Consider the following 23539-nt stretch of genomic DNA (forward strand, 5'->3'; position numbering starts at 1 on the left):
ATGACCCGGACTTATCTCGCCGCCTCCGTGCGCCGGGCGTTGCACCCGCGCGCCCTGACGTTCCTCACCGCCGCCGTGCTCGCCGGCCAGGCCCAGGGTGAAACCCTGCCCAGCGCCGGCTCACTGTTCGACACCAACCGCGACAGCTTGCGCCCGGCGCAGCGCAGCCAGCAGCCCCAAGGCAACGTGCGCATCGAGGCCGAGGACGACCAGCGCCAGGCCCAGGGCAATCATCCGGCGGCCCCCTCGTTCAGCTTCAAGGTCACGGCCTTCAAGCTCACCGGCAACCGCGAGATCAGCGAATCGCGCCTGCAACAGGAATTGCAGAACGACCTCGGCCGCGAACTCGACCTCAACGGCTTGCGCGCCGCCGCCGACCGAGTCACCGCGCTGTACCGCAGCCGCGGTTACCTGGTGGCCCGCGCCTACCTGCCGCCGCAGGAAATCGAAGGCGGCGTGGTCACCCTTGAGGTGCGTGAGGGCAAGGTCGGCACGGTGCGCACCGAGCCGGGCCCGGGTGTGCGCCTGAATGCCGGCATGCAGCAGCGTTTCGTCGACGCACTGCCCAGCGGCAGCGTGATTCGCGAGCAGGACATGGAGCGCGTACTGCTGCGCCTCTCCGATATCGCCGGGGTTTCCGTGCGCGCGGTTCTGCAACCCTCGCGCCAGCCGGGCGCCGCCGACATCGTACTGAAGTTGAGCGAGATGACTGCCTGGACCGGCCGGGTCAGTTTCGACAACTACGGCAACTACTACACCGGCAGCAACCGGATGAGCACCAACGTCAGCCTCAACGACGCCTTCGGCTTCGGCGAAAGCCTGTACTTCAACAACCAGGCCAGCTTCGAGGGCCTGGATATCAAGGGCGTGGGCATGCGCTTGCCGCTGGGTGCCAGCGGCGTCAGCGTCGGCGCCAGCTACGCCGAGATGGACTACAGCATCGGCAAGGGCCTGAAGACCGCCAACGCCAGCGGCAGCGCCGAGGTTTCGGCACTGTTCGTCGATGCCTCGCTGCTGCGCAGCCGCGACGCCAACATCGGCCTGAACCTGGCCCAGGAACACCGTTACTTCGACGACGCCGCTGGCGCCTTCGAGGTGCGCAAGAGCGCCGTGTTCCGCGGCCTGACCCTTTACGGCGACTGGCGTGACGGCTGGGCCGGCAGCAACCGCTGGAGCCTGGGCTATGGCATCGGCCACCTGGACAAGAACACCCCGCTCGACGCAGCCCTCGACGCGCTGACCGCCGAGGCCGCCGGCACCTACCACAAGGGCACCCTGTCGTTCAGCCGCCTGCAGGCGCTCGGCGGCGGTTACTCGCTGTATGCCGCCATCAGCGGCCAGTGGGCCGACAAGAACCTCGACAGCTCGGAGAAATTCACACTCGGCGGCCCCAACGGTGTGCGCGCCTATGGGGTCGGCGAAGCGGCCGGTGACGAAGGCCTGCTCGGCCGGGTCGAGCTGCGCAAGTACCTGGGCAACATCCACGGCGCCATCGCCGAAGGCGCGCTGTTCGCCGATGCGGGGCGGGTGAAGGTCAACAAGAAGCCCTGGGACGACAGCGAGAACAGCCTCAGCCGCCACGGCTACGGAGTGGGCCTGAACATCTATCACCGCGACCTGGTGATGAACGCCAGCCTGGCCTTCTCCAACGGCGACGATCCGACCAGCGACGAGCGCGACGCCAAGCGTTTCTGGCTCTCGGTCAGTGGCTCGCCGCAGGCCTTCGCGGGCCTGGCCAAAGACCTCGGCACCCGCGAGGACTTTCGTGACAAGAGCACCGAGCTGACCCTCTACGGCTCGCTGGGCCTGGTGCCCGAGTACGTCGATCGGCGCGACTCGACCCGCGCCGCCCCCGCCGACCAGAGCAAACTGGCCACGCCCAACGGGCGCAACATGAACAGCTACCTGCGTGCCCGCGACAACGTTTCTTATGTCGGTGCCCGTGCCGGTATCCCGATCAGCGACACCTCGCGCTTCCTCTGGCAGCTCGAATACGGCATCTCGGTCAACTACACGCTGTCGGGCGACGAAACCGCGCCCAAGTCGATTTCGCCCAACACCCGCCTGCGCAACTCCGCCGTGGCCTTCGACGACGACCGCTACGGCACCCTGCTCTACGGGGTCTGGGACATGCCGCTCAAGGAGAGCACCACCAGCCTCGATCCGTTCAACGGCAAGACCGCTGGCGCCTACTACAACATCATCGGCTCGCCGGGCTTCAACGTCAGCATGGCCAGCAACGTCAACGGCCCGGCCAGCAGGGCCGACAGCAGCGAAAGCTCCGATGCCGCGTTCAACCGGCGCCAGTCCGGCATGGTCGCCTGGTGGTCGCCGGAGTGGAACGGCCTGACGCTCAAGCTGGCCTACTCCAACAACGGCACCCGCGCCGCGGAAGACGTCGACAACGGCTACCTCTATGGCGGCAGCCTGACTTACCAGAACGGTGGCTTCACCGCGGTGGCTGCGGCCGAGCGCCATGTCGACTACTTCGGCATCGCCAGCCTGGGCCGCAACTCGCGTGGGGTCGGCAGCAACACCCACGTCACCTACGGCACCTCGTCCAACGACTACAGCTACCGCCTGGGCCTGGGCTACCAGATCGGCAATACCCAGCTGTCGCTGGTGGCCGACGAACTGCACTACTCCGAGGATGGCGTGGTGAACAACAGCCTCAACGTCAGCGACCTGTCCGACTACAAGCGCCGCGCCTACATGCTCGGCGTCAGCCACCGCCTCGGCGCCTGGCGCCTGCGTGCCAGCTACGCCCGCGCCCTGGCCGGCGATTGCAAGATGATCTCGGCGGCCGGTTATCAGTGCGACACCAGTGGCATGGGTGCACGCCAGTACGCCCTGGGCGTGGGTTATCGCCTGAGCCGCAACAGCGAGATCTTCGCCCACTACGTGCTGCTGCAGAACGAGTCGCTGGCCAACTACAACTTCGCCGTGGTCGGCGCCTTTGCCGCCAGCGGTTACTCGCCGGGCGTGGGCACCACGATCAACGCCATCGGCACCGGCTTCAACTATTCGTTCTGAGGAGACGACCATGCACGCCACCCTTTCCCGTCGTCGCCAACGACCGACACTCAAACCCCTGGCCCTCGCGGTACTTTGCGCCGTGCACGGCCTGATGCCGCAGCACGCCATGGCGCTGGACGCAGGCGCCCTGCCAACGAACGGCCAGATCACCTCCGGCAGCGGCGGCATCAGCCAGGCCGGCAACGTGCTGGACGTGACCCAGAACAGCCAGCAGTTGATCGCCACCTGGGAGCGTTTCAACATCGGCAAGGACGCCCAGGTCAACTTCCACCAGCCCAACGCCTCGGCGGTGGCGCTGAACCGGGTGACCGCCAGCGACGCCTCGCAGATCCTCGGCCAGCTCAACGCCAACGGCCAGGTGTACCTGATCAACCCCAGCGGCGTGCTGTTCGGCAACGGTGCATCGGTCGACGTCGGCGGCCTGGTCGCCAGTACCCTGGATATCAACGACGACGACTTCAAGGCCGGTCGCCTGCGCTTCCAGGGTGACGGCCAGCGCGGCGCGGTGATCAACCAGGGCACCCTGCGCGCCGCCGACGGTGGCAGCGTTGCCCTGCTCGGCGGCGAGGTGCGCAACGAAGGCGCGGTGATCGCGCGGATGGGCTCGGTGGTACTCGGCGGGGGCGAGAAGATTACCCTCGACTACAACGGCGACGGCCTGATCAACCTGCAGGTCGATGAAGCGGCAGTCGGTGCCAGCGTCGCCAACCGCGGCCTGCTGCAGGCCGACGGCGGCACCGTGCTGATGAGCGCGCGCACCAGCGATGCAATGGTCGGCAGCGTGGTCAACAACGAAGGCGTGATCGAGGCGCGCAGCCTGCAACAGCGCAACGGCCGAATCGTCCTGGACGGCGGCGACAATGGCGTAGTCGCCAACAGCGGGGTGATCGACGCCTCCGGTCGTGGCGCAGGCGAGCATGGCGGCAACGTGACCCTGACCGGCGAATACGTCGGCCTGTTCGAGCAAGGCCGCATCGACACCTCCGGCAGCACCGGCGGCGGCACCGTATTGCTGGGCGGCGACTATCAGGGCAGCGGCCCGCTGCACCAGGCCACGGCGACCTACATGGGCGAGGATGCGCGCATTGAGGCCAACGCACTGGGCGACGGCGACGGTGGCAAGGTCATCCTCTGGTCGCGTGACAGCACCCGCTTCGAAGGGGGGATCAGCGCCACGGGCGCCGGTGCCGGCAAGGGCGGCCTGGTCGAGACCTCCGGCAACGCGCTGGACGTCACCGGCCTGGTCAACCTGGCGGCAGCGTCCGGCCAGGGCGGCACCTGGCTGCTCGATCCGTTCAACATCAACATCACCAGCGGTGCCAGCAATGGCACCTCCAGCAGCAGCCCGTTCACCCCCAACGCCGGGCGCAGCTCCAACCTCAGCTCGGCGACGCTCAACGCTTCGCTCAGCGAAGGTGCCAATATCATCGTGCAGACCTCTTCCGGGGCGGGCACCTCCGGCGACATCAACGTCCTGGACAACGTCAAGGCCCGAGGCAATGCCAGTCTGACGCTGATCGCCCACCGCAACGTCAACATGAACGGCACCAGCATCAGCAACGCAGACGGCAAGTCGCTGAACGTCTCGATGCTGTCGAACTTCAACAACAGCGGCAACGGCTCCATCGCCCTGAACAACGCCACCATCAACACCAACGGCGGCAAGCTCACCCTCGGCAGCGCGGCCGACCCGGTCAATGGCTACGCCAGCACCAACGTCAGCAACGGCACGGGCGTGGCCATCAGCAACGGCACGCGGATCACCACCAACGGCGGCGACATCAGCCTCCGTGGCGCGACCTCGAGCACCCTGGCATCAGGCTCCAGCGCCACGGCGGTGAACATCTCCGGCAGTACCCTGGATGCCGGTGGCGGCAACATAAACATCATTGCCCGCCAGGCCAGCACCAGCGGCACAGGCGATGCCTTCATCCTCACCGGCGGCAGCAACCTGCTCACCGACGGCGCAGGCTCGATCGCCATCAGCGCCGACAACCTCGGCGGCGGCAACGGCGCGCGGGTGTTCAGCACCAGCAACAACATCGCCGCCCGCGGCGCGGGCAATGTCACCCTCAGCGGCAATGCCGTCTTAGGTTTCGGCGTGCTGGTCTGCTCCACCGCCGCAGGCTCCACGCAGAATCTTTCGGTGGGCAGCGGTACGCTTACGCTCAAGGGCAGCAGCGCCAGCAACCGCGGCCTGTATGTGGCCGCCTCCGGCACCGGCGCGGTCAACCTGCGCGGCGACAACGGCGGGCGCATCGTGCTCGGTGGCGACAGCGGCGGCAGCTATGGCACCGCGCTCAACGTCACCGGCGCCAGCGCCTCGATCAACCTGACCAGCGCCGGCGACATCACCGTCGAAGGCAATACCACTGGCGGCAGCACCCCGGCCCTGGCGCTGATCGCAGCGGGCAACGGCAACGCCAACACACCGGGCTCACGCATCAACATCGCCAGCAGCGCCGGCGACGTGCGGCTCAGGGCCGACAACGCGGTGATCAACACCGGCTCCGGCTCGTTCCGTGCGCTCTACCTGGATGCCAGCGGCGACTACTCGAACATCCGCGTCAACAGCGCCAGCGGCAACCTGGTGCTGGAAGGCACCAGCGCCTCGGGGCGCGGCGTCGACATCGCGCCATCCGGCCGTGGCGCCGCCATCGACCTGGGCAGCGATAGCGGCGATGTGCTGATCAGCGGCACCAGCAGCAACAGCTGGGGCGGCTACGGCATCTTCCTCAACTCCACGGGCAGCTCGCGCGGCGTAGCCATCACCACAGGGACTGGCAACATCACCCTGCGTGGCGACTCGGTCGGCACCTCCGATGCCATCGCCCTGGGCGGCAGCGGCACCGCCTCGACCAACCGCATCAGTTCCAACGGCGGCAACATCCTGCTCGACGGCCACTTCCACTCGCCCAACAACGACGAACTGGACCACGGTATCGCCCTGCTCAGCGTCACCAACATCATCCAGACCACCGGCTCCGGCAATGTCAGCCTGGTCGGCCGCGCTACCGCCGCAGGTGATGCCATCGACTTCTACAGCAGTGGCATCAACCGCCTGAGCGTCGAAAACGGCACCCTCAGCCTCGACGGCAGCGCGGTCGCTGCCCATGGCATCAGCATGCTCACCGGGCAGACCGACCTGCGCGCCACCGGCAGCGGCTCGATCAGCCTCCAGGGCTATTCGCAGCAGGCCAACGGCATCCACTTCTACCCTTCGAGCGCCAGCAGCTCGGTCACCATCGCCACCCAGGATGGCGCCATCAGCCTGAACGGGCGCAGCGACGGCGGCGCCAACGGCAACGGCGTGTTCCTGCGCACCGGGCCCAATGGCGTGATGATCCAGTCGGCAGGTGGCGATATCAGCCTGAGCGGCACCGGCAGCAACGGCGCCACCGGCATCACCTTCAACGGCTCGGGCAGCGGTGCCAACAGCCTGATCGCCGCTGGCCACGGCAACCTGACCCTCACCGCCCGCAGCGACAGTGGCACGGCGCTGAACTTCGCCAGCGGCAGCAACCTGCTGCAGGTCGACGACGGTGTGCTGCTGATCGATGCCGACAGCGACAGCGGCGCCTATATCGTCCACGGCAGCGACAGCACCACCCTCACCGCCAACGGCGGCGCGGTGCTGCAGCGCCTGGGCGGGCTGGTCAACGCCACGCTGCTCGAGCGCAGCAGCGCCGATGTGCGTGGCTACCAGCAAAAACAGATGGCCAACGCCAACTGGAGCCAGGTGCTCTACCCTGACTACCGGCAAACGCCGTTGCAGCCGCAGCTCGACCAGATCCACCTGGACCTGGCCCTGCTCGGCGACGCCACGCTCGCGCAAGACTGAGGCCCGCCATGAACCAGACCCCGTTCGCGCTGGAACACTTCGAACAGCTCTGCTACACGCGCCAGCACGAGGAGGCGGCGCGCGAGCTGGTGCGCCTGCTGCTGATCATCGACCGCCACTACGGCAAGCTGTCCGGGGAGTTCAGGCTGTCGGTGTCGCCGGCAGTGCCCGAGGACGAACTCGAAGCCCACGTGCTGACGCGCCTGACCTGCGCGATCAGCGCACTGTTCAGCGATCCGCAGTTCCAGATCAGCCCCGGTGGCTTCGACCAGCTGATCAACTTCCAGCGCTGGCTGTCGGCGCTGTTCGCCGCCAGCGCCTTCATCAACGCCGACCACATCCTGCGCACCCTCAACCTGCACGGCCAGGACAGCCAGCGCTTCGAAGTGGCGCCGGAACAACGGGTGAAGTTCTGCATCCTCTACTCGCCGGAGTCGCAGTTGCCGCTGGATGTGGAGCTGTTGTGGACGCAGAACCCGCAACTGGCGATGGCGCTGTTCATGGCCCTGCTGTCGCCGCGCTTTCTCGGCACGCCTGCGGCGCACTCCAAGCGCGAGGCGCTGCTGGCCTGGCTGCCCGAACGGCTGGACAGCCTCGACAGCCTCGATCAGTTGCCGCTGGCGATCATCCACGACGTGTACATGCACTGCAGCTACGCCGACCTGCCGCAGCGCCACCGCATCAAGCGTTCGATCTGCCGCCTGATCGAGCGCAAGCTGGACGCCGAAGGCATCGCCTCGCTGTCTGCGCCAGCCAGCACGCGCCAAGGCAAGCCGCGCATGCTGGTGGTGCTGGAATGGTTTTCCGGTGCTCATTCGATCTACCGCACCCACTCGCGCACCCTGGAAGCGGCCCGTGAGCATTTCGAGCTGTGGGCAGTCGGCTATGCCAACAATGTCGACGAACTGGGGCGCAAGGTGTTCGACCGCTTCATCGAACTCAAGGCCCCGGACGACCTGCTCGCCTGCGTGCGCCAGGTGCGCAGTCTCGCCGAACAAGCGCGCCCGCAGGTGCTGTACATGCCCAGTGTCGGCATGTTCCCGCTCACCCTGTTCGTCGCCAACCTGCGCCTGGCGCCGTTGCAGGTGGCCGCGCTCGGGCACCCGGCGACCACCGGCTCGCGGCATGTGGACTACATCAGTGTCGAGGAGGACTTCGTCGGCGACCCTGCGTGCTTCAGCGAGCGCCTTCTGCTCTTGCCCAGCGACGGCCAGCCGTACCGCCCCTCGGCGATCGAAGTCAGGCTCGGTGCCCGCGAACGCCTCGACAGCCCCGAGGTGGCCATTGCCGTGGCGGCCACCACCATGAAGCTCAACCCGAAGTTTCTCCAGGCCTGCCAGCAGATCGTCGAGCTCAGCCGCGAGCGCCATGGCCGCCGCGTGCGCCTGCACTTTCTCATCGGCCAGGCGCAGGGGTTGCTCTATCCGCAGCTACAGCGCCTGATCCGCCGCTATGTCCCGGATGCCGTAGTGCACCCACACCAGCCTTATGCGCAGTACCTGGACACCTTCGACCGTTGCGACCTGTTCCTCAGTCCGTTTCCGTTCGGCAACACCAACGGCATCATCGACGCCTTCACCTTGGGGTTGCCGGGGGTGTGCAAGACCGGGCCGGAGGTGTTCGAGCATATCGACGAGGGGTTGTTCAGGCGGGCGGGGTTGCCTGGGTGGACCATTGCCGCGACGGTGGAGCAGTACATCGAGGCGGCAGTGCGCATGGTGAGCGAGCCGACGCAGCGTGGCGCGCTGTATGCGCATCTGGGGAGTGGAAAGCCGTTACAGCGGTTGTTCGAGGGCAGGCCGGAGATTTTTGCCGAGCATTTGTTGGCGTTGCTGGCGTGCCGTAGCTGAGTGTTGTGGTGGCCTGACCGGCGCTTTCGCGGGCAAGCCCGCTCCCACATGAGCTGCCCCCCAAAAGCGGACGGGTGTCCAACATTTGAGAGGCTGCTCATAAACCTGCAGGAGCGGGCTTGCCCGCGAAAGCGCCAGTCAGATCATCCTCAAAGACTAGGGAACGCGAACTGCGACGCCTCGTGGCTCTTGCGCTGCGGCCAGCGCTGGGTAATCGCCTTGCGTCGGGTATAGAAGCGCACGCCATCCGGCCCGTAGGCATGCAGGTCGCCAAACAGCGAGCGCTTCCAGCCACCAAAGCTGTGGTAGCTCACCGGCACCGGCAGCGGCACGTTCACACCCACCATGCCTACCTCGATCTCGTCGCAGAACAGCCGCGCAGCTTCGCCGTCGCGGGTGAAGATGCAGGTGCCATTGCCGTATTCGTGATCGTTGATCAGTTGCATGGCCTGCTCCAGGCTCTGCACGCGCACCACGCACAGCACCGGCCCGAAGATCTCCTCCTGGTAGATGCGCATCTGCGGCGTCACCCGGTCGAACAAGGTACCGCCAACGAAGTAGCCGTTCTCGTTGCCCGCCACCGAGAAACCGCGACCATCGACCACCAGCTCGGCCCCTGCCGCGACACCATCGTCGATATAGCCCAGCACCTTGTCGCGTGCAGCCGCCGTCACCAGAGGGCCCATGTCCAGGCCGCACTGGGTGCCGACACCGATCTTCAGCGCCTTGATCTGCGGCTGCAGTTTAGCGATCAGCGCATCGGCAACCTGGTCGCCCACGCACACCGCCACCGAGATCGCCATGCAGCGCTCGCCGCACGAGCCGTAGGCGGCGCCCATCAACGCGTTGACCGCATTGTCCAGCTCGGCATCGGGCATCAGCACCGCATGGTTCTTCGCCCCGCCCAACGCCTGCACGCGTTTGCCGCGCTTGGTGCCTTCGGCATAGATGTATTCGGCGATTGGCGTCGAACCGACGAAGCTCAGGGCCTTGACTTCCGGTGCTTCGATCAGCGCATCCACCGCTTCCTTGTCACCGTGCACCACATTGAGGATGCCCTTGGGCAGGCCGGCCTCATGCAGCAGTTGGGCGATGTACAGGGTCGAGCTCGGATCGCGCTCCGAGGGTTTGAGGATGAAGGCGTTGCCGCAGACGATGGCCAGCGGATACATCCACAGCGGCACCATCGCCGGGAAGTTGAACGGCGTGATACCGGCCACCACACCCAGCGGCTGGAAGTCGGACCAGGCGTCGATGTTCGGCCCGACATTGCGGCTGTACTCGCCCTTTAGAATCTCGGGCGCAGCACAGGCGAACTCGACGTTCTCGATACCGCGCTTCAACTCGCCAGCAGCATCCTCGATCGTCTTGCCGTGCTCTTCGCTGATCATCTGCGCGATGCGCGCCTCGTTCTGCTCCAGCAATTGCTTGAAGCGAAACATCACCTGGGCACGCTTGGCCGGTGGCGTGTTACGCCAGGCCGGGAACGCGGCCTTGGCCGAATCGATGGCCGCCTGCACGGTGGCACGGTTGGCCAGTTCGAGTTGATGGATGACCTGGCCGGTGGCGGGGTTGAACACCTCGGCAGTGCGCCCGCCGCTGGCGACCGATTCGCCGTGGATCAGATGCTTGATCGTCGCCATGACCTTACTCCTTGAGTGCGGCCTGAACGGCGATTTCAACGAGGATATTCTCGGCGGCAAGGTTGGCCTCGACGGTAGCGCGGGCTGGCAGTGCATCCTTCGGTACCCAGGCGTCCCAGGCGGCGTTCATTTCGGCGAAGTCCTGCACCGCGTGCTTGAGCCACACCTGGGCGAAGAGGATGTGCGACTTGTCGGAGCCGGCCTCGGCGAGCAGCTCGTCGATGCGCGCCAGCACCTGGGCGGTCTGGCCACGCACGTCCTGGGTACGGTCGGCCGGGACTTGGCCGGTGACATAGACGATGCCGTTGTGCACGAGGGCGTGGCTGAGGCGGTTGTTGTTGGGCTGGAAACGTTGGATGGACATGGTTGGCTCCTGGGGTTGGGCTGGTTTTTGGGCAAAGCGGTGCCGTGCAGGAGCGGATTCACCGCTCCCACAGGGCTTCACAGGTTTTTTCAGGTCAAAGGGCGCAGGCTGCGCACGGCACTGGCAATCGAACGCGCGGTGTTGATCACCTTCGGCGCCAGGTCCTTCCTGGCCTCCTCCAGGCTCCAACGCCCCAGCGGCACGGCGACGTTGACCGCGCCCAGCGGGTAGCCATCGGCATTGACCACCGCCGCCGCCACGCTGATGTCACCGACGTAGTACTGCTCGCTGGCGAAGGCATGGCCGTCCTTGCGCGCATTGGCGATGATCTCGCGCAGGCGCTCGCGGTCGGTCACAGTGCTGGAGGTGTGCGCGATCAGCTGCGAGGCATCGAGGATGGCCTCGCTCTCGCGCTCCGGCAGCGCCGCCAGGTAGGCACGGCCGGCGGCGGTGCAGTACATCGGCAGGTGACGGCCCAGTGGCACGTGGATCGGGATCTGCTTGTGGCTGGGGAAGCGCGCCACATAGAGCATGTCCATGCCGCAGGGCTCGAGCAGGTTGCAGCTCTCGCCGGTGTCGCGGTTGAGCTCGTGCAGGTAGGGGTTGGCGCGCTCGACCAGCTCGCTGGTCTGCAGGTAGCCCGAGCCCAGGTCGAGCGAGCGCGGGGTCAGGCGATAGCGCTTGGTCACGGCATCCTTGGCCAGGTAGCCGAGGGTTTCGAGGGTGTACACCGAGCGCTGCACCGTGCTCTTGTTCAGGCCCGTGGCTTCGGCCAGCTCGACCAGGTTCATGCTCGGCCGGCCACTGCGAAACGCAGTGACGACCGCCAGCCCCTTGGACAGGGCGGTGACGAACAGGGGCGATTCTTCAGCGGCGCTCATGGCGTTCGATCCTTTTTTGACAGCTCTGAGGGAGGCAACCCGGACGGCCGGCTCGGCCGCCGCGAAAGGATGCTCCCATTCACGGTTGTTCATTCGAAATGACTCAGCACGATGCCCGGCTCGACCACCGGACGCCCTTGTACGAAGCGCTCGACAGCGAAGGGTTTCATGCGTTCGTCCACCGTCCCTTCGACGATGGCCCTGGCCAGCAGCTCGCCGGCCGCTGGCGCCCCGGCATGGCCGTAGCACCAGCCGGCACTAACGAACAGCCCCGGCAAGGCGGGATGCGCCCCCAGCAATGGCCCGAAATCGGGCGAAATGTGGACCAGCCCGGCCCACTGGCGAAGGATACGCGCCTGGCCCAGTTGCGGGAACATCTCCATGTAGGCCTTCGCGGTCGCCGCCATCACCGGGACGTCGGCATTGAGGGTGTCCTGCGGGCGCTCGGCCACCTCGGCGCCGCCCACCACCTCGCCACGGGCGGTCTGGTGCATGTAGCAGAGCCGGTCGAGCAGGGCCACGGCCGGGCCGATCAGCGGGCGGGTCGGCTCCAGGGCCATGGCTTCGAGGCGCATCGGGTAACCCTCCAGCGGCACGCCGGCCATCTGCGCCAGGGCATTGCTGTTGGCGCCACCGGCCAGCACCACGACGTCGGCATCGATGCGGTGCTCCCCTACCCGCACGCCGCTGACGCGGCCCGCGCTGCGGTCGATGGCCGCGACCGGCGTGCGATAGCGCAGGGTCACGCCCAGGCGCTCGCAGGCCTTGTGATAGGCATGCATCGCCGCATGGTGCGGTGCCACGCCACTGCCCGGCAGGTGCAGGGCGGCGCTGACCCGTTCGTGGGCCAGGGCCGGCAGCACCCTGCGCAACTGTGCCGGGTCGAGCAGCTGCGAATCGATGCCGCATTCGCGGTGCACTTCGCGGGTACGGTGCAGCAGTTCGGCGGTGGCCGTGCGCTCGCCGATCATGCTGTAGCCGCGCATCGAGTACATGACGTTCTCGCCCAGGCGCCGCGACAGGCCATGCCAGAGCTGGTTGGAGTAGGCAAAGAAGCGCGTCCACTCCACCGAGCTGAAGGCACCGCGGATCAGGGTGCCGTTGCGCCCCGACGCACCGCCCTGCCAGTAGCCGGCATCCAGCACGAGAATGTCACGCACGCCGCGCTCGGCCAGGTTGAACGCCAGCGACAGGCCTTGGATGCCGGCGCCGACGATTAGGATGCTGCAGCGCTTGGGCAGCGGGGCATTCAGGTTCATTGCAGAGGCTCCACGACGTCGCAAAGACCGGCGGCCTGGGCCACGGTCAGGGCCCGGCGCGGCGGGCGCAGGGTCGGTCGGGCCAGTTGCAGCACGGGCACGCCGAGGCGTCCGGCGACGTAGGCTCGCAGCGAGTCCCAGCACGGTTGGCCCTGGCACGGGCCCATGCCGCAGGAGGTCAGGCGCTTGATCACCTCCAGGTCGTCGATGCCTTGCTCCAGCAGTTCATCGACCTCGCGTCCGGATACGTCGAAGCAGGGACACAGCAACACGGCAGCATCCTGCGCGGGGGCCAGCGCCGGGTCCGGTTCGGCGGCGCTGCCTGCGCGGCGTAGCGAAGAACGCGAACCGACCAGTTGCAGACGCCCACTGGCCGAGGCCTGGAAGCTCAGGCTGTCGTCGAACAGCCCGGGGCCGGCCAGCACCAGCGCATCGCAGGGCTGCAGGCGCTCGAGTTGTACAGCCCTGACCCGGTTGTGCCCCACGACCCGCTGCAGCTCACTGACCTCGGCCACGGCCACCACCTGCACCCCCAACTGGCGCAGGCGGTTGGCCAAGGCCTGCTGTTGCCCGTCGCCAAGCACGACTACCGATTTGCCCGGCGCAATGCGGCGGTCGCTGGCCAGCGCCAGGGCCGTGCGCGCATCCATCACCCCGGGCAGCCAGGCACCGGCGACCAAGGTCGGCACCACCCTGCGCCCGGTGGCCAGGATCACCTCGCCGGCCTCAAGCGCCACGGCGCCGCGAGCAGAATCGATCGGTGCGCCGAGCAGCAGGCGACCTTCACGGTAGGCACCGAACACCTCCACCCCGAACAGGCAGCGCACCCGCGGATCAAGCGTCGGCAGCGCAGCACCGGCTTGCCGGGCATAGCGCGCGGGCGACTCGCCACGGGACACCAGCAGCACCTCGCGCCCTTCCTGCACAGCGCGGTTGGCCGCTGCGCAGCCAGCAGGCCCGGCACCGATCACCAACACCTCGGCTTGCAGCCGCTGGCCTGACGGAGGTGGGCCGGCGAAGCCCTGGTCGGCGGGCTCGGCCACCCCGGCCAGGAACGCCAGCAACACCTCCCAGTGCTGGAACAGTCGACCACCGCTGGGCACCAGGTTGCTCTGTTCGAAACCGCCCTTGATCCAGCCGGACGGCACCAGCCGCGCCAGGCGCAGCAGGTCGAAGCGTGGGCTCGGCCAGCTGTTCTGCCGGCTGACCTGCATGCCCTCGCGCACCAGGCACTGGTCCAGGCGCACGTTGGGTACACCATCGACACGCGCCAGCACGCCCGTGGTGTAGAGCCCCGACAGGCCCATGGGCCGGTGCGCCTTGCGCGTCCAGGCCAGGCCGCGAATGCCGTTGGCCAGCAGTGCCTGGGCGACGCTGTCGCCAGCCAGGGCCTGCAGGCGGCGGCCATTCCAGCTGAAGCTCAGCGGCGCGCCACTGGCGCCTGGCAGGCGCAGGCTCATGACTCGCTCCGGCGCTGGGCGCGACGCTGCGCAGTGAGGCTGACCGCCAGCATGATGATCGACAACAGCGTCATCAAGGTGGCGACCACGGCGATCAGCGGATCGATCTCCGAACGCAGCGAGCTGAACATGCGCTTGGTCAGCGTGGCGCTGTCCCCGCCGCTGATGAACAGCGAGATCACCGCCTCATCCAGCGACACGGCGAACGCCAGCATGGCCGCAGACACCACCGAGAAGCGGATCTGCGGCAGGGTCACGTCGAAGAATGCACGCAGGCGGCTGGCGCCAAGAATGCAGGCGGCGTGCTCCTGGGTCATGTCGTAGCTCTTGAGCCCGGCGCCGACGTTGATGATCACGTAGGGCAGCGCCAACAACGTATGCGCCAGCACCAGCCCCGGAATGCTGTTGTTCAGGTCGAGCCGCGCATAGACGAAGAACAGGCCGATGGCGATGAAGATCGACGGTACGATCATCGGCGCCATCATCAACCCGCGCAGCACACCCAGGTAGCGTTGCTGGCTGTTGTGCAAGGCGTAGGCCGCCGCGGTGCCCAGGGTGGTGGCCAGGATCATGGTCAGGGTCGCGGTGATCAGCGAGATGCGTGTTGCGCTCTGCCACTCGATCGAGGCGAAATAGCTGAAGAACGGCTGCAGGCTCAGCGACTTGGGCGGAAAGCTCAGGTAGCGCGCATCCGACAGCGACATCGGCAGCACGATCAGGGTTGGCGTCAGCAGGAACACCATGATCGCCAGCACCAGCAAGTACAGCCAGGCGCGGCGGGCGGCCAGGCCCAGCCAGTGGTTCAGGGGTCGGTTCATGGCTTCACTCGCTGCGCCGGCCAAGGCCGGCGATCTTCTTGACGATGAACAGGATCAGCAGGGTGGCCACCAGCAGCACCACGCCCAGCGACGAGGCAGCGCCCCAGTTGGCGTACATCGACACATCGCTCTCGATGCGCATCGACAGCATCTGCACCTTGCCGCCACCGAGCAGCGCCGGGGTCACGTAGAAGCCCAGGCTGAGCACGAACACCAAGGTCGCGCCCGCAGCCAGGCCTGGCAGCGACAGCGGCAGGAACACATCGCGAAACGCCCGCACCGGCGATGCGCCGAAGGTCGAGGCGGCCTGCAGGTACAGCGGGTTGATGCTCTTCATCGCCGCATACAGCGGCAGCACCATGTACGGCAGCATGATGTGGGTCATGCCGATCACCGTGCCGGTGAGGTTGTGCACCAGCGCCAGCGGCGTGTCGACGATGCCCAGCGAGGTCAGCACGTCGTTGACCAGGCCGCGCCGCTGCAGCAGCACCAGCCAGGCGTAGGTGCGCACCAGCAGCGAGGTCCACAGCGAGATCAGCAGCAGCGCCATCGCCAGGCCCGCCAGGCGGCGCGGTGCGTGGACCATGAAGTAGGCGTAGGGATAGCCGAGCAACACGCAGACCACGGTGACGATCAGGGCGATCTTGAAGGTCTGGGTGAACGCCAGCACGTAGATCGGTTGCAGCAGGCGCGTGTAGTTCTCGGCGCTGAGGTTGCCGTCGGCATCGAACAGCGACAGGCCGAACAGCCAGCCGATCGGCAGCACGAAGGTCACCAGCACCAGCAGCAGTGCCGGCAGCATCGGCGAGAGCAGGAACCAGCCGTGGCGCTTGCCCGCGCGTTGCAGGGCCTGGCCATGCAGCGCGCCTTGCAGGTTGAGCACAGTCATGCCGAGTCCCCCACGATCAGGCTGTCCTGCGGGTGCAGGCCGAGCACCACGCGATCGCCACGCGTTGGCAGGCGGTCACCGGAGGAGCTGCGCGAGGGGCGGCGGATCGACACCTGCGTGCCTTCGCCCAGGTCCACTTGCAGCAACTGGCTTTCGCCCTGGTAGATGACGTCGTGGACCTGCCCACGGAACAGGTTCAGGCCCTGCTGGCCGTCATCGACGAAGCGCAGTTTCTCGGGGCGCAGGAGGATGCTCGGGTTGTTCAGGCAGCCTTCGCTGAACACCGCCTGCAACGGCTGGTCGCGGAACCACGCCCTGCCCTCGCGCATGGCCACCGGCAGGAACGACGACTCGCCGACGAACTCGGCGATGAAGCGGTTGGCCGGGCGTTCATAGAGGCTTTCGGGGGTATCGATCTGCTGGATCCGGCCTTGGCTCATCACCGCGATGCGGTCGGACATGGTCAGTGCCTCGCGCTGGTCGTGGGTGACGTAGACCACGGTCATGCCCAGGCGCTCGTGCAGGCGGCGGATCTCCAGCTGCATGGTTTCGCGCAGGCGTTTGTCCAGCGCCGACAGCGGCTCGTCCATCAGCAGGATCTTCGGCTCGAAGACGATCGCCCGGGCCAGGGCGATACGCTGGCGCTGGCCGCCGGACATCTCGTCGATGCGCCGCCCGACCAGCTTGTCCAGCTCGACCATTTCCAGCGCCTCGCCGACCCGCTTGCGGATCTCGTCACGGCTGTAGCCGCGCAACTTCAGTGGGTAGGCGACGTTCTGGAACACGTTCATGTGCGGGAACAGTGCGTAGTTCTGGAACATCATGCCCAGGTCGCGTTTGTGCGGCGGCTCGAACACCATTTCCCGCCCGCCGAAGCGAATGCTGCCGGCGTCCGGGCGCACGAAGCCGGCCAGGGCCATCAGCAAGGTGGTCTTGCCCGAACCGGACGAGCCCAGCAGCGACAGGAACTCGCCACTGCGGATGTTCAGGGAGACGTCATCGAGCGCGGCAAAACTGCCGTAGGTCTTGGTGACATGCTCGATGTCGATGGAGGTCGAGAGCTTCGTATCTTCAGACATGGTCAGACTCGGGGCCGCAAGCGGCACGGAACACGGGTTATGACGCGGGCCAACACGGCCCGCCTCGTCCTAGTGGGCGATGAACAACTCGAAACGCTGCTGCACCGCCTGCTGGTTCTGCACCCACCAATGCGGGTCGATCTTCGCCACCTTGGCAATGTTCTGCGGCGAGGTCGGCAGACGACTGGCCTGCTCGGCGCTGATCAGGCCGACCTCGTAGGCGCGGCTGTTGACCGGCGCGTAGGGGATCAAGGTCGCCAGCGTCGCCTGGCTGGTCGGCTGCATGATCTGGTTGATCACACGCATGGCCAGGTCCTTGTTCTGCGCACCGCGCGGCACGATCAGGCAGTCGTAGCTGAGGATGGCGCCATCGAAACTGTAGTCGACCGCATCGTCGGACTTGGCCACCTCGGCCACGCGCCCGTTCCAGATTGCCAGGAAGTCCACCTCGCGGCTGCGCAGCAATTGCGCCGAATCGGCACCGGCGCTCCACCAGTTGACGACCTGCGGCTTGATCCGCTCCAGGGCCTTGAACGCGCGGTCGATGTCCAGGGGATACAGCTGCGCCGGGGCCACGCCATCGCCGATCAGCGCGGCCTCCAACGTTTGCCAGGGCTTGGTGTACATGGCCCGTGCGCCTTTGACGTTGGGGTCGAAGAACGCCTGCCAGGTCTGGGCCACCGGCTTGCCGGTGTCTTTGGCCCAGGCCACCACCGAGGCGTAGGCATGGCTGGCGATCCAGTTGTTGCCGACCACGGCCGGGTCGATGTCACGGGTATCGATCACGCTTTTGTCCAGCGGCTCGGACAGCCCTTCTTTCTCGGCCTGCACGCAGTCGGTGATGCCCAGCTCGACCAGGTCCCACTTCGGCTTGCCCGACATCACCTGGGCGCGCACGGCGGCCAGGCCGTTCATGTTGTCTTCGCGGATGGCAATGTTCAGCGCCTTGGCGGCAGGTTCCAGGTACGCCTTGCGCTCGGCGTCCTGCAGGGCGCCACCCCAGCCGGCGAAGGTGATACCGCCGTCGGCATGTGCCGTGGCAGCGAACAGCGCGCTGGCCAGCAGGCTGAACGCAGCGCCTTTGATCATGTGTTTGTGCATGTGCTTTTCTCCAGGTGCGCGCCCGTTCGCAGCGGGCGCGGAAAGGTCGATCAGTTCTGGATGAACAGGTCGAAACGTTGCTGGAGTTCGGCCTGGCGACCTTGCCACCAGGCCGGGTCGAAGAAGGCCACCTTGTCGACGTTGGCAGGTGCCGTGGGCAGCTTGCTGGCCAGCTCCGCCGGGATGATGCCGGTGTCGAAGGCCTTGCTGTTGACCGGCGGATTGGGGATCAGCGTGGCAAGCATGGCCTGGCTTTGCGGCGACATGATCTGCGCGATCAGCTTCATGGCCTGGGCCTTGTTCGGCGCGCCCTTGGGCACTACCACGCAGTCATAGTCGAGCAGCGCCTTGTCGTAGGTGTAGTCCACAGGCTGGCCGGCCTTCTTCAGGTCTTCGACACGCGAGGCCCAGATAGCCAGGAAATCCACCTCATGGCTGCGCAGCAGCTGCGCCGAGTCGGTGCCGCTGCTCCACCAGTTGACCACCTGCGGCTTGATCCGCTCGAGCACCTTGAAGGCGCGCTCGACGTCCAGCGGGTAAAGATCCTTGGGCGCCACGCCGTCGGCCAGCAGGGCCACTTCGAGCGTGGTGAACGGGTTGCGGTACAGGGCGCGCGGCCCTTTCACGGACGGATCGAAGAAGTCTTTCCAGGTCTGGGCCTTGGCGGCACCGCCTTCGGTGCTCCAGGCCAGGACCGTCGAATAGGCGTGGCTGGCGATCCAGTTCTTGCCGTAGAACCTGGGATCGACGCCCTCGGTCTTGATGACCGAGAAGTCCAGCGGCTCGGTCAGGCCTTCCTTCTCGGCCACCATGCAGTCGTTGGAGGCCAGCTCAACCACATCCCACTTGGGCTTGCCGGACATCACCTGGGCGCGTACCGCCGCCAGGCCGTCCATGTTGTCTTCCTTGACGGCGATGCCCAGGTTCTTCGCCGCGGGCTCCAGGTAGGCCTTGCGTTCGGCGTCCTGCAAGGCGCCACCCCAGCCGGCGAAGGTCACGCTTTCGGCCGCGTGGGCCTGCCAGGTGCACAGCCCCAGCAATACCGCCACGGTGCCTGCACGCCATTCGAATCGTTTCATGTTCAACCCCTGCATTTGTTGTAGTTAGACAGTTGGCGAAACGTCTGGACATCCAGTCCTGCAGTCATCCCTGCTTGTTGTTGTGTTCTTGTGTTCTTGTGTAGTTGCTCGGCCTCAGCCGATGTCGATCATGATGTGCCGCACGCTGGTGTAATCCTCCAGACCGTACAGGCTCAGGTCCTTGCCGTAGCCCGACTGGCGCAGCCCGCCATGGGGCATCTCGGTGGCCAGGGTCATGTGCTGGTTGACCCAGACACAACCGTACTGCAGTTGGCTGGCGGTGCGCATGGCCTTCTTCACATCGCGCGTCCATACCGAGGCCGACAGGCCGTATTCGCTTTCGTTGACCCAGGTGAGCACCTGCTCTTCATCGTCGAACGCCGTGACCGACACCACCGGCCCGAACACTTCCTTCTGCACGATCTCGTCGTCCTGGCGCACACCGGCGATGACGGTCGGCTGGAAGAAGAAGCCCGGGCCATCGACCACCTTGCCGCCGACCAGCACTTCGCTGTGCGCCAGCGCCGCGGCACGCTCGACGAAGCCCTGCACGCGCTCTTGCTGGCGACGGCTGATCAGCGGGCCGAAGTCGCTGGCCGGATCTTCCGGGTGCCCGGTACGCAGGGTCGAGACCTCGGCAGCCAGCTGTTCGAGGAATTGCTCGCGCACCGACTCGGCGACATACACGCGGCAGGCTGCGGTGCAGTCCTGCCCGGCGTTGTAGTAACCCCCAGTACGCATCATGCGCACTGCAGCCGGAATGTCGGCATCGGCGAACACCAGCACCGGCGCCTTGCCGCCCAGCTCCAGGTGGGTGCGCTTGAGGTTGCCTGCAGCGGCGCGGACCACAGCCTGCCCGGTGGCGATGTCACCGGTGACCGAGACCATGCGCACCTTGGGATGGGCGCTGAGCTGCGCGCCGAGGGTGGCACCGCGCCCGGAGAGAATGTTGACCACCCCGCGCGGGAAGATCTCGGCACACAGCCGCGCCAGGTACAGGGCGCTCAGTGGCGTCAGCTCGGACGGCTTGAACACTACGGTGTTGCCTGCGGCCAGGGCCGGGGCCAGCTTCCAGGCGGCCATCAGCAGCGGGTAGTTCCACGGCGCGATCAGCCCGACCACGCCGAGCGGGTCGCGACGGATCATGCTGGTGCTACCGGCGACGTATTCACCGGCGGCGCTGCCCGGCAGGCAACGCGCAGCCCCGGCGAAGAAGCGGAACACATCGGCGACCGCCGGCACTTCGTGGCCAATCGCCTTTTGCAGCGGCTTGCCGCAGTTCTGGCTTTCCAGGGTGCCGAGCGCCTGGGCGTCGGCTTCGATGCGCTCGGCCAGCTTGAGCAGCAGGTAGCCACGCTGGCGCGGTGGTGTGCGCGCCCAACCGGTGAAGGCACGCTCGGCGGCATCGACGGCGGCATCCAGCTGGGCCGGGGAGGCATCGGCCAGCACATGCAGCACACGCTCGTCGGCTGGGGCCAGGATCGGCGACTCGTCGCCCTGCCCGCGCACCAGCTCACCGTCGATAAGGTACTCGCTATAGATCATGACGCTCTCCAGTTAGACGGACGCGCGCTCGGCGTCCTTGAAGCGATACCAGGCGTAGGCCATGCGCTGGCCGACACGCAGGAAGGATTGGAACGGGAACGGCTTGGGCGCCTGGTGCAGGAACGGCACCGGTGTGGGCCGGGCTTCACCGCAGGCCATCTGCGCCAGGCGTTTGCCGGTCTGCAGCGAGAACGACACGCCACTGCCGGCATAACCGCCGCCGGTGTAGGCATTGGCCACGCCCTGGATCGGGTAGCAGTGCGGTAGCGAGTTGTTGGTCACCGCGACCCAGCCGCCCCAGTTGTAATCCACGTCGATGCCCTGCAGCGCGGGGAACTTGCGACACAGCGCCGCCAGCAGGCGCTCGCGGTGCAGTGGGTTTTCCGCGTCGCGGCCGTTCACCGCGCTGCGACCGCCGAAGAGAATGCGATCGTCCGGCAGGCGGCGGTAATAGAACAGCAGGTTGCGGGTGTCGAACATGCAGTCGGCACCCGGCAGGCTGGCCTGCTTCTCGGCGGCGCTCATCGGCCGGGTGACGATGATCTGCGAATGCACCGGCAGGATCCGCCCGGTCAGTGCAGGGTGCAGTTGGCGCGAGGTGTAGCCGTTGGTGGCGACCACCACCTTGCGCGCGGTGATCACTCCGCCTGGCGTAACCAGGCGATGGCCCAGCGCGCTGCTGGTCCAGGCGGTCACCGGCGAGCCGGTGTGCACCCGCGCGCCAGCCTCGCGGGCCATGCGCTGTACGCCCCAGGCCAGTTTCAGCGGATGCATGCTGAAACCGTCGGGCATGTGCAGTGCACCGAACGACTCGGCACCCGCGTGTACCGCCTGCAGGTCGGCGGCTTCGACGAAGCGGGCCGGGTAGTCGAGCAGGTCGTTGTACAGGCCCATTTCGCGCTTGAGCGACTCGACGTGAATGGCCTTGCTGGCGACCTTGTACACGCCATCCGGCTGCGCGTCGCAGTCGATGTGGCCGTCGCGGATCAGCCCGCGGGTGGTGTCCAGCGCCTGGCGCATCTCGTTGAAGTACTGGCGCGCGGTGTCGGCGCCGTAGCGCTCGATCAGCGCAGCCAGCGGCACGCGGCCACCGGAAATGCGTGCGAAGCTGCCATTGCGTCCGCTGCAACCCCAGGCAGTCTGGTTCGCCTCCAGCACCACCGCCCGCACCCCGTGCTCGCGAGCCAGGTGCAGCGCGCAGCTGAGGCCGGTGTAGCCGGCACCGATGATCGCCACTTCCACGTCTTCGTTGCCACGCACCGGGCCATCGTCGGCGACCGGCAAACCTGCAGTATCGGCCCAGTAGGACGGCGCATGGGGCTGGGCCCGGCCTGGGTTCGCATCAACCAATGGATCGTACAATTCAAGCCTCACGTATCGCTGTGCGATATTTATTGTTCGATTTAATGGTTAAGCTAATAGTGAATTTGATATTCGTCAATTGATTATTTGACGAGTGGTGATAGCTCCGGCGCACTTGCAGGAGCGGGCTGCCCGAGAAAAAGACATCCCGCTGCCTGGCGCGGGCTACGCCCGTGTTCGCGGGCAAGCCCGTTCCTACAACGGTTGGGCTGGCGTTCAGATAGGGATCGAGCCGGTTTCGGGGGAGGGTCAGCGTGCGTCGAGGGCGTAGAACTCTTGCAGCTTGGCCTGCAACAGCGCCTTGTCCGGCAGGCAGGTCTGGTACTCGGCGACGAGGGCCGGTGACAGGCTGCGGTTGAGCGCGTACTCGACCACCTCGTCATGCTTGCTGACGCACAGCAGTACGCCGATGGCGGGGTTTTCATGCGCCTTGCGCTCGTTGCGATCCAGCGCCTCGAGATAGAAATCCAGCTTGCCCATGTACTCGGGCTCGAAGCGCCCGACCTTCAGCTCCACCGCGACCAGGCAGTTCAGCCCGCGATGGAACAGCACCAGATCCACGGCAAAGTCACGCCCACCGACCTGCAGTGGATACTCCGAGCCAACGAAGCAGAAGTCGCGGCCAAGCTCCACGAGAAAGTCCTTCAAACGCTGCAGCAGGCCCTTGTGCAGATCGGCTTCGGCATGCCCCTGGGGAAGGTCGAGAAAGTCCAGCAGGTAGGCGTCACGGAACACCGAGAGGGCTTGCGGGTGGGCCTGGGCAAGAGAGGCTGATGCCTTGAGCGGGTCGGCAACGCTGCGCTCGAACAGGGCGGCTTTCATCTGGCGCTCCAGTTCGCGCTTGGACCATCCCTCCTTGATGGCCATCCGTAGATAGAACTCTCGCTCCTCCACGCGTCGGCTCTGCCCGAGAATGATCATGTTGTGGGTCCACGGCAGTTGTCTCACCAGCGGTGAGACAACCTCGTCGTGACGATAGGCCTCGAAGAACTGGCGCATACGGAACAGGTTCGGTCGCGTGAAACCACGCAAACCCGGCTGCGTGCGCGCCAGGTGGGCGGCCAGTTGGCTGACCACGGCGTCGCCCCATTCGGCATTCTCGATCTTGCGACTGATGTAGGCACCGACCTGCCAATACAGCTCGATGAGCTGCGTATTTACGGCTTGCATGCAGCGTTGTCGTGCCGAGTGGATGAGGCTCACGACCTCGTCGAAGCGCTCCTCCCTGGCGGGAGCGGCGGTGGTTGCGTGGTCATGTTGTTGTGGGTCTTTCATCGAAGGGTTCCTGGCATGGTTCGAAGCCAGGAAGCCTATCCAGGGGTGCATCCTAAA

16 protein-coding genes are annotated in these 23539 nt (G+C 66.5%); 3 read left to right on the forward strand and 13 right to left on the reverse strand.

Translation table 11 applies throughout. The features are described from left to right. The 3 genes from ACMGGG_RS20305 to ACMGGG_RS20315 are packed head-to-tail and all read left to right on the forward strand — an operon-like array spanning window position 1 to window position 8727. Window positions 1–3033 carry a ShlB/FhaC/HecB family hemolysin secretion/activation protein gene (locus ACMGGG_RS20305; RefSeq protein WP_414154305.1) on the forward strand — a complete coding sequence of 1011 codons (3033 nt, stop codon included), beginning with the start codon at window positions 1–3 and terminating at the stop codon, window positions 3031–3033. A gap of 10 nt (window positions 3034–3043) precedes the next feature. Then, on the forward strand, window positions 3044–6877 hold the full coding sequence (locus tag ACMGGG_RS20310) for a filamentous hemagglutinin N-terminal domain-containing protein (protein WP_414154306.1): 3834 nt from the start codon (window positions 3044–3046) through the stop codon (window positions 6875–6877). Between the two features lie 8 nt (window positions 6878–6885). Beyond that, window positions 6886–8727 (forward strand): peptide transporter, encoded by a 1842-nt coding sequence (locus tag ACMGGG_RS20315; protein ID WP_414154307.1) that lies wholly within the window; start codon window positions 6886–6888, stop codon window positions 8725–8727. A gap of 149 nt (window positions 8728–8876) precedes the next feature. Here ACMGGG_RS20315 and ACMGGG_RS20320 read toward each other — a convergent pair whose 3' ends face one another. The 13 genes from ACMGGG_RS20320 to ACMGGG_RS20380 all read right to left on the reverse strand — a co-directional run bounded on the left by ACMGGG_RS20320 (window position 8877) and on the right by ACMGGG_RS20380 (window position 23482). After that, on the reverse strand, window positions 8877–10370 hold the full coding sequence (locus ACMGGG_RS20320) for a CoA-acylating methylmalonate-semialdehyde dehydrogenase (protein ID WP_414154308.1): 1494 nt from the start codon (window positions 10368–10370) through the stop codon (window positions 8877–8879). A gap of 4 nt (window positions 10371–10374) precedes the next feature. Beyond that, window positions 10375–10734, reverse strand: coding sequence for a RidA family protein (locus ACMGGG_RS20325; protein WP_414154309.1), 360 nt, complete (start codon window positions 10732–10734; stop codon window positions 10375–10377). A gap of 89 nt (window positions 10735–10823) precedes the next feature. Further along, entirely contained in the window at window positions 10824–11615 is a 792-nt protein-coding gene (locus ACMGGG_RS20330) for an IclR family transcriptional regulator (protein ID WP_054894293.1), read from the reverse strand. A gap of 89 nt (window positions 11616–11704) precedes the next feature. Then, window positions 11705–12874 (reverse strand): NAD(P)/FAD-dependent oxidoreductase, encoded by a 1170-nt coding sequence (locus ACMGGG_RS20335; RefSeq protein ID WP_414154310.1) that lies wholly within the window; start codon window positions 12872–12874, stop codon window positions 11705–11707. After that, complete coding sequence (locus tag ACMGGG_RS20340; RefSeq protein ID WP_414154311.1) at window positions 12871–14334, reverse strand: 2Fe-2S iron-sulfur cluster-binding protein; 1464 nt, start codon at window positions 14332–14334, stop codon at window positions 12871–12873. The genes ACMGGG_RS20335 and ACMGGG_RS20340 overlap by 4 nt, the downstream gene beginning before the upstream one ends. Continuing rightward, window positions 14331–15152: an ABC transporter permease gene (locus ACMGGG_RS20345; RefSeq protein ID WP_054894290.1), complete on the reverse strand. Its 822-nt coding sequence runs from the start codon at window positions 15150–15152 to the stop codon at window positions 14331–14333. Before ACMGGG_RS20345 ends, ACMGGG_RS20340 begins: the two co-directional genes overlap by 4 nt. A gap of 4 nt (window positions 15153–15156) precedes the next feature. Then, window positions 15157–16041 (reverse strand): ABC transporter permease, encoded by an 885-nt coding sequence (locus ACMGGG_RS20350; protein WP_112899220.1) that lies wholly within the window; start codon window positions 16039–16041, stop codon window positions 15157–15159. Beyond that, the gene (locus tag ACMGGG_RS20355; RefSeq protein ID WP_063546196.1) at window positions 16038–17120 is read right to left on the reverse strand and encodes an ABC transporter ATP-binding protein; all 1083 of its coding nucleotides are present in this window, start codon (window positions 17118–17120) and stop codon (window positions 16038–16040) included. Before ACMGGG_RS20355 ends, ACMGGG_RS20350 begins: the two co-directional genes overlap by 4 nt. Window positions 17121–17189: 69 nt before the next feature. Continuing rightward, complete coding sequence (locus tag ACMGGG_RS20360) at window positions 17190–18221, reverse strand: ABC transporter substrate-binding protein (RefSeq protein WP_112899221.1); 1032 nt, start codon at window positions 18219–18221, stop codon at window positions 17190–17192. Window positions 18222–18271: 50 nt separating this feature from the next. Continuing rightward, window positions 18272–19300 carry an ABC transporter substrate-binding protein gene (locus ACMGGG_RS20365; protein WP_063546200.1) on the reverse strand — a complete coding sequence of 343 codons (1029 nt, stop codon included), beginning with the start codon at window positions 19298–19300 and terminating at the stop codon, window positions 18272–18274. Between the two features lie 114 nt (window positions 19301–19414). Continuing rightward, a complete protein-coding gene (locus tag ACMGGG_RS20370) occupies window positions 19415–20845 on the reverse strand; it encodes a gamma-aminobutyraldehyde dehydrogenase (protein ID WP_414154312.1) in 1431 nt (476 codons plus the stop codon). 12 nt (window positions 20846–20857) lie between these two features. Further along, complete coding sequence (locus ACMGGG_RS20375; RefSeq protein WP_414154313.1) at window positions 20858–22207, reverse strand: NAD(P)/FAD-dependent oxidoreductase; 1350 nt, start codon at window positions 22205–22207, stop codon at window positions 20858–20860. A 249-nt stretch (window positions 22208–22456) separates the two neighbouring features. Further along, entirely contained in the window at window positions 22457–23482 is a 1026-nt protein-coding gene (locus ACMGGG_RS20380; protein WP_414154314.1) for a PDDEXK nuclease domain-containing protein, read from the reverse strand. Between the last annotated feature and the right edge of the window lie 57 nt (window positions 23483–23539).

Source organism: Pseudomonas sp. BNK-44-b (assembly GCF_047456245.1).
GTDB classification, from domain to species: domain Bacteria; phylum Pseudomonadota; class Gammaproteobacteria; order Pseudomonadales; family Pseudomonadaceae; genus Aquipseudomonas; species Aquipseudomonas machongensis.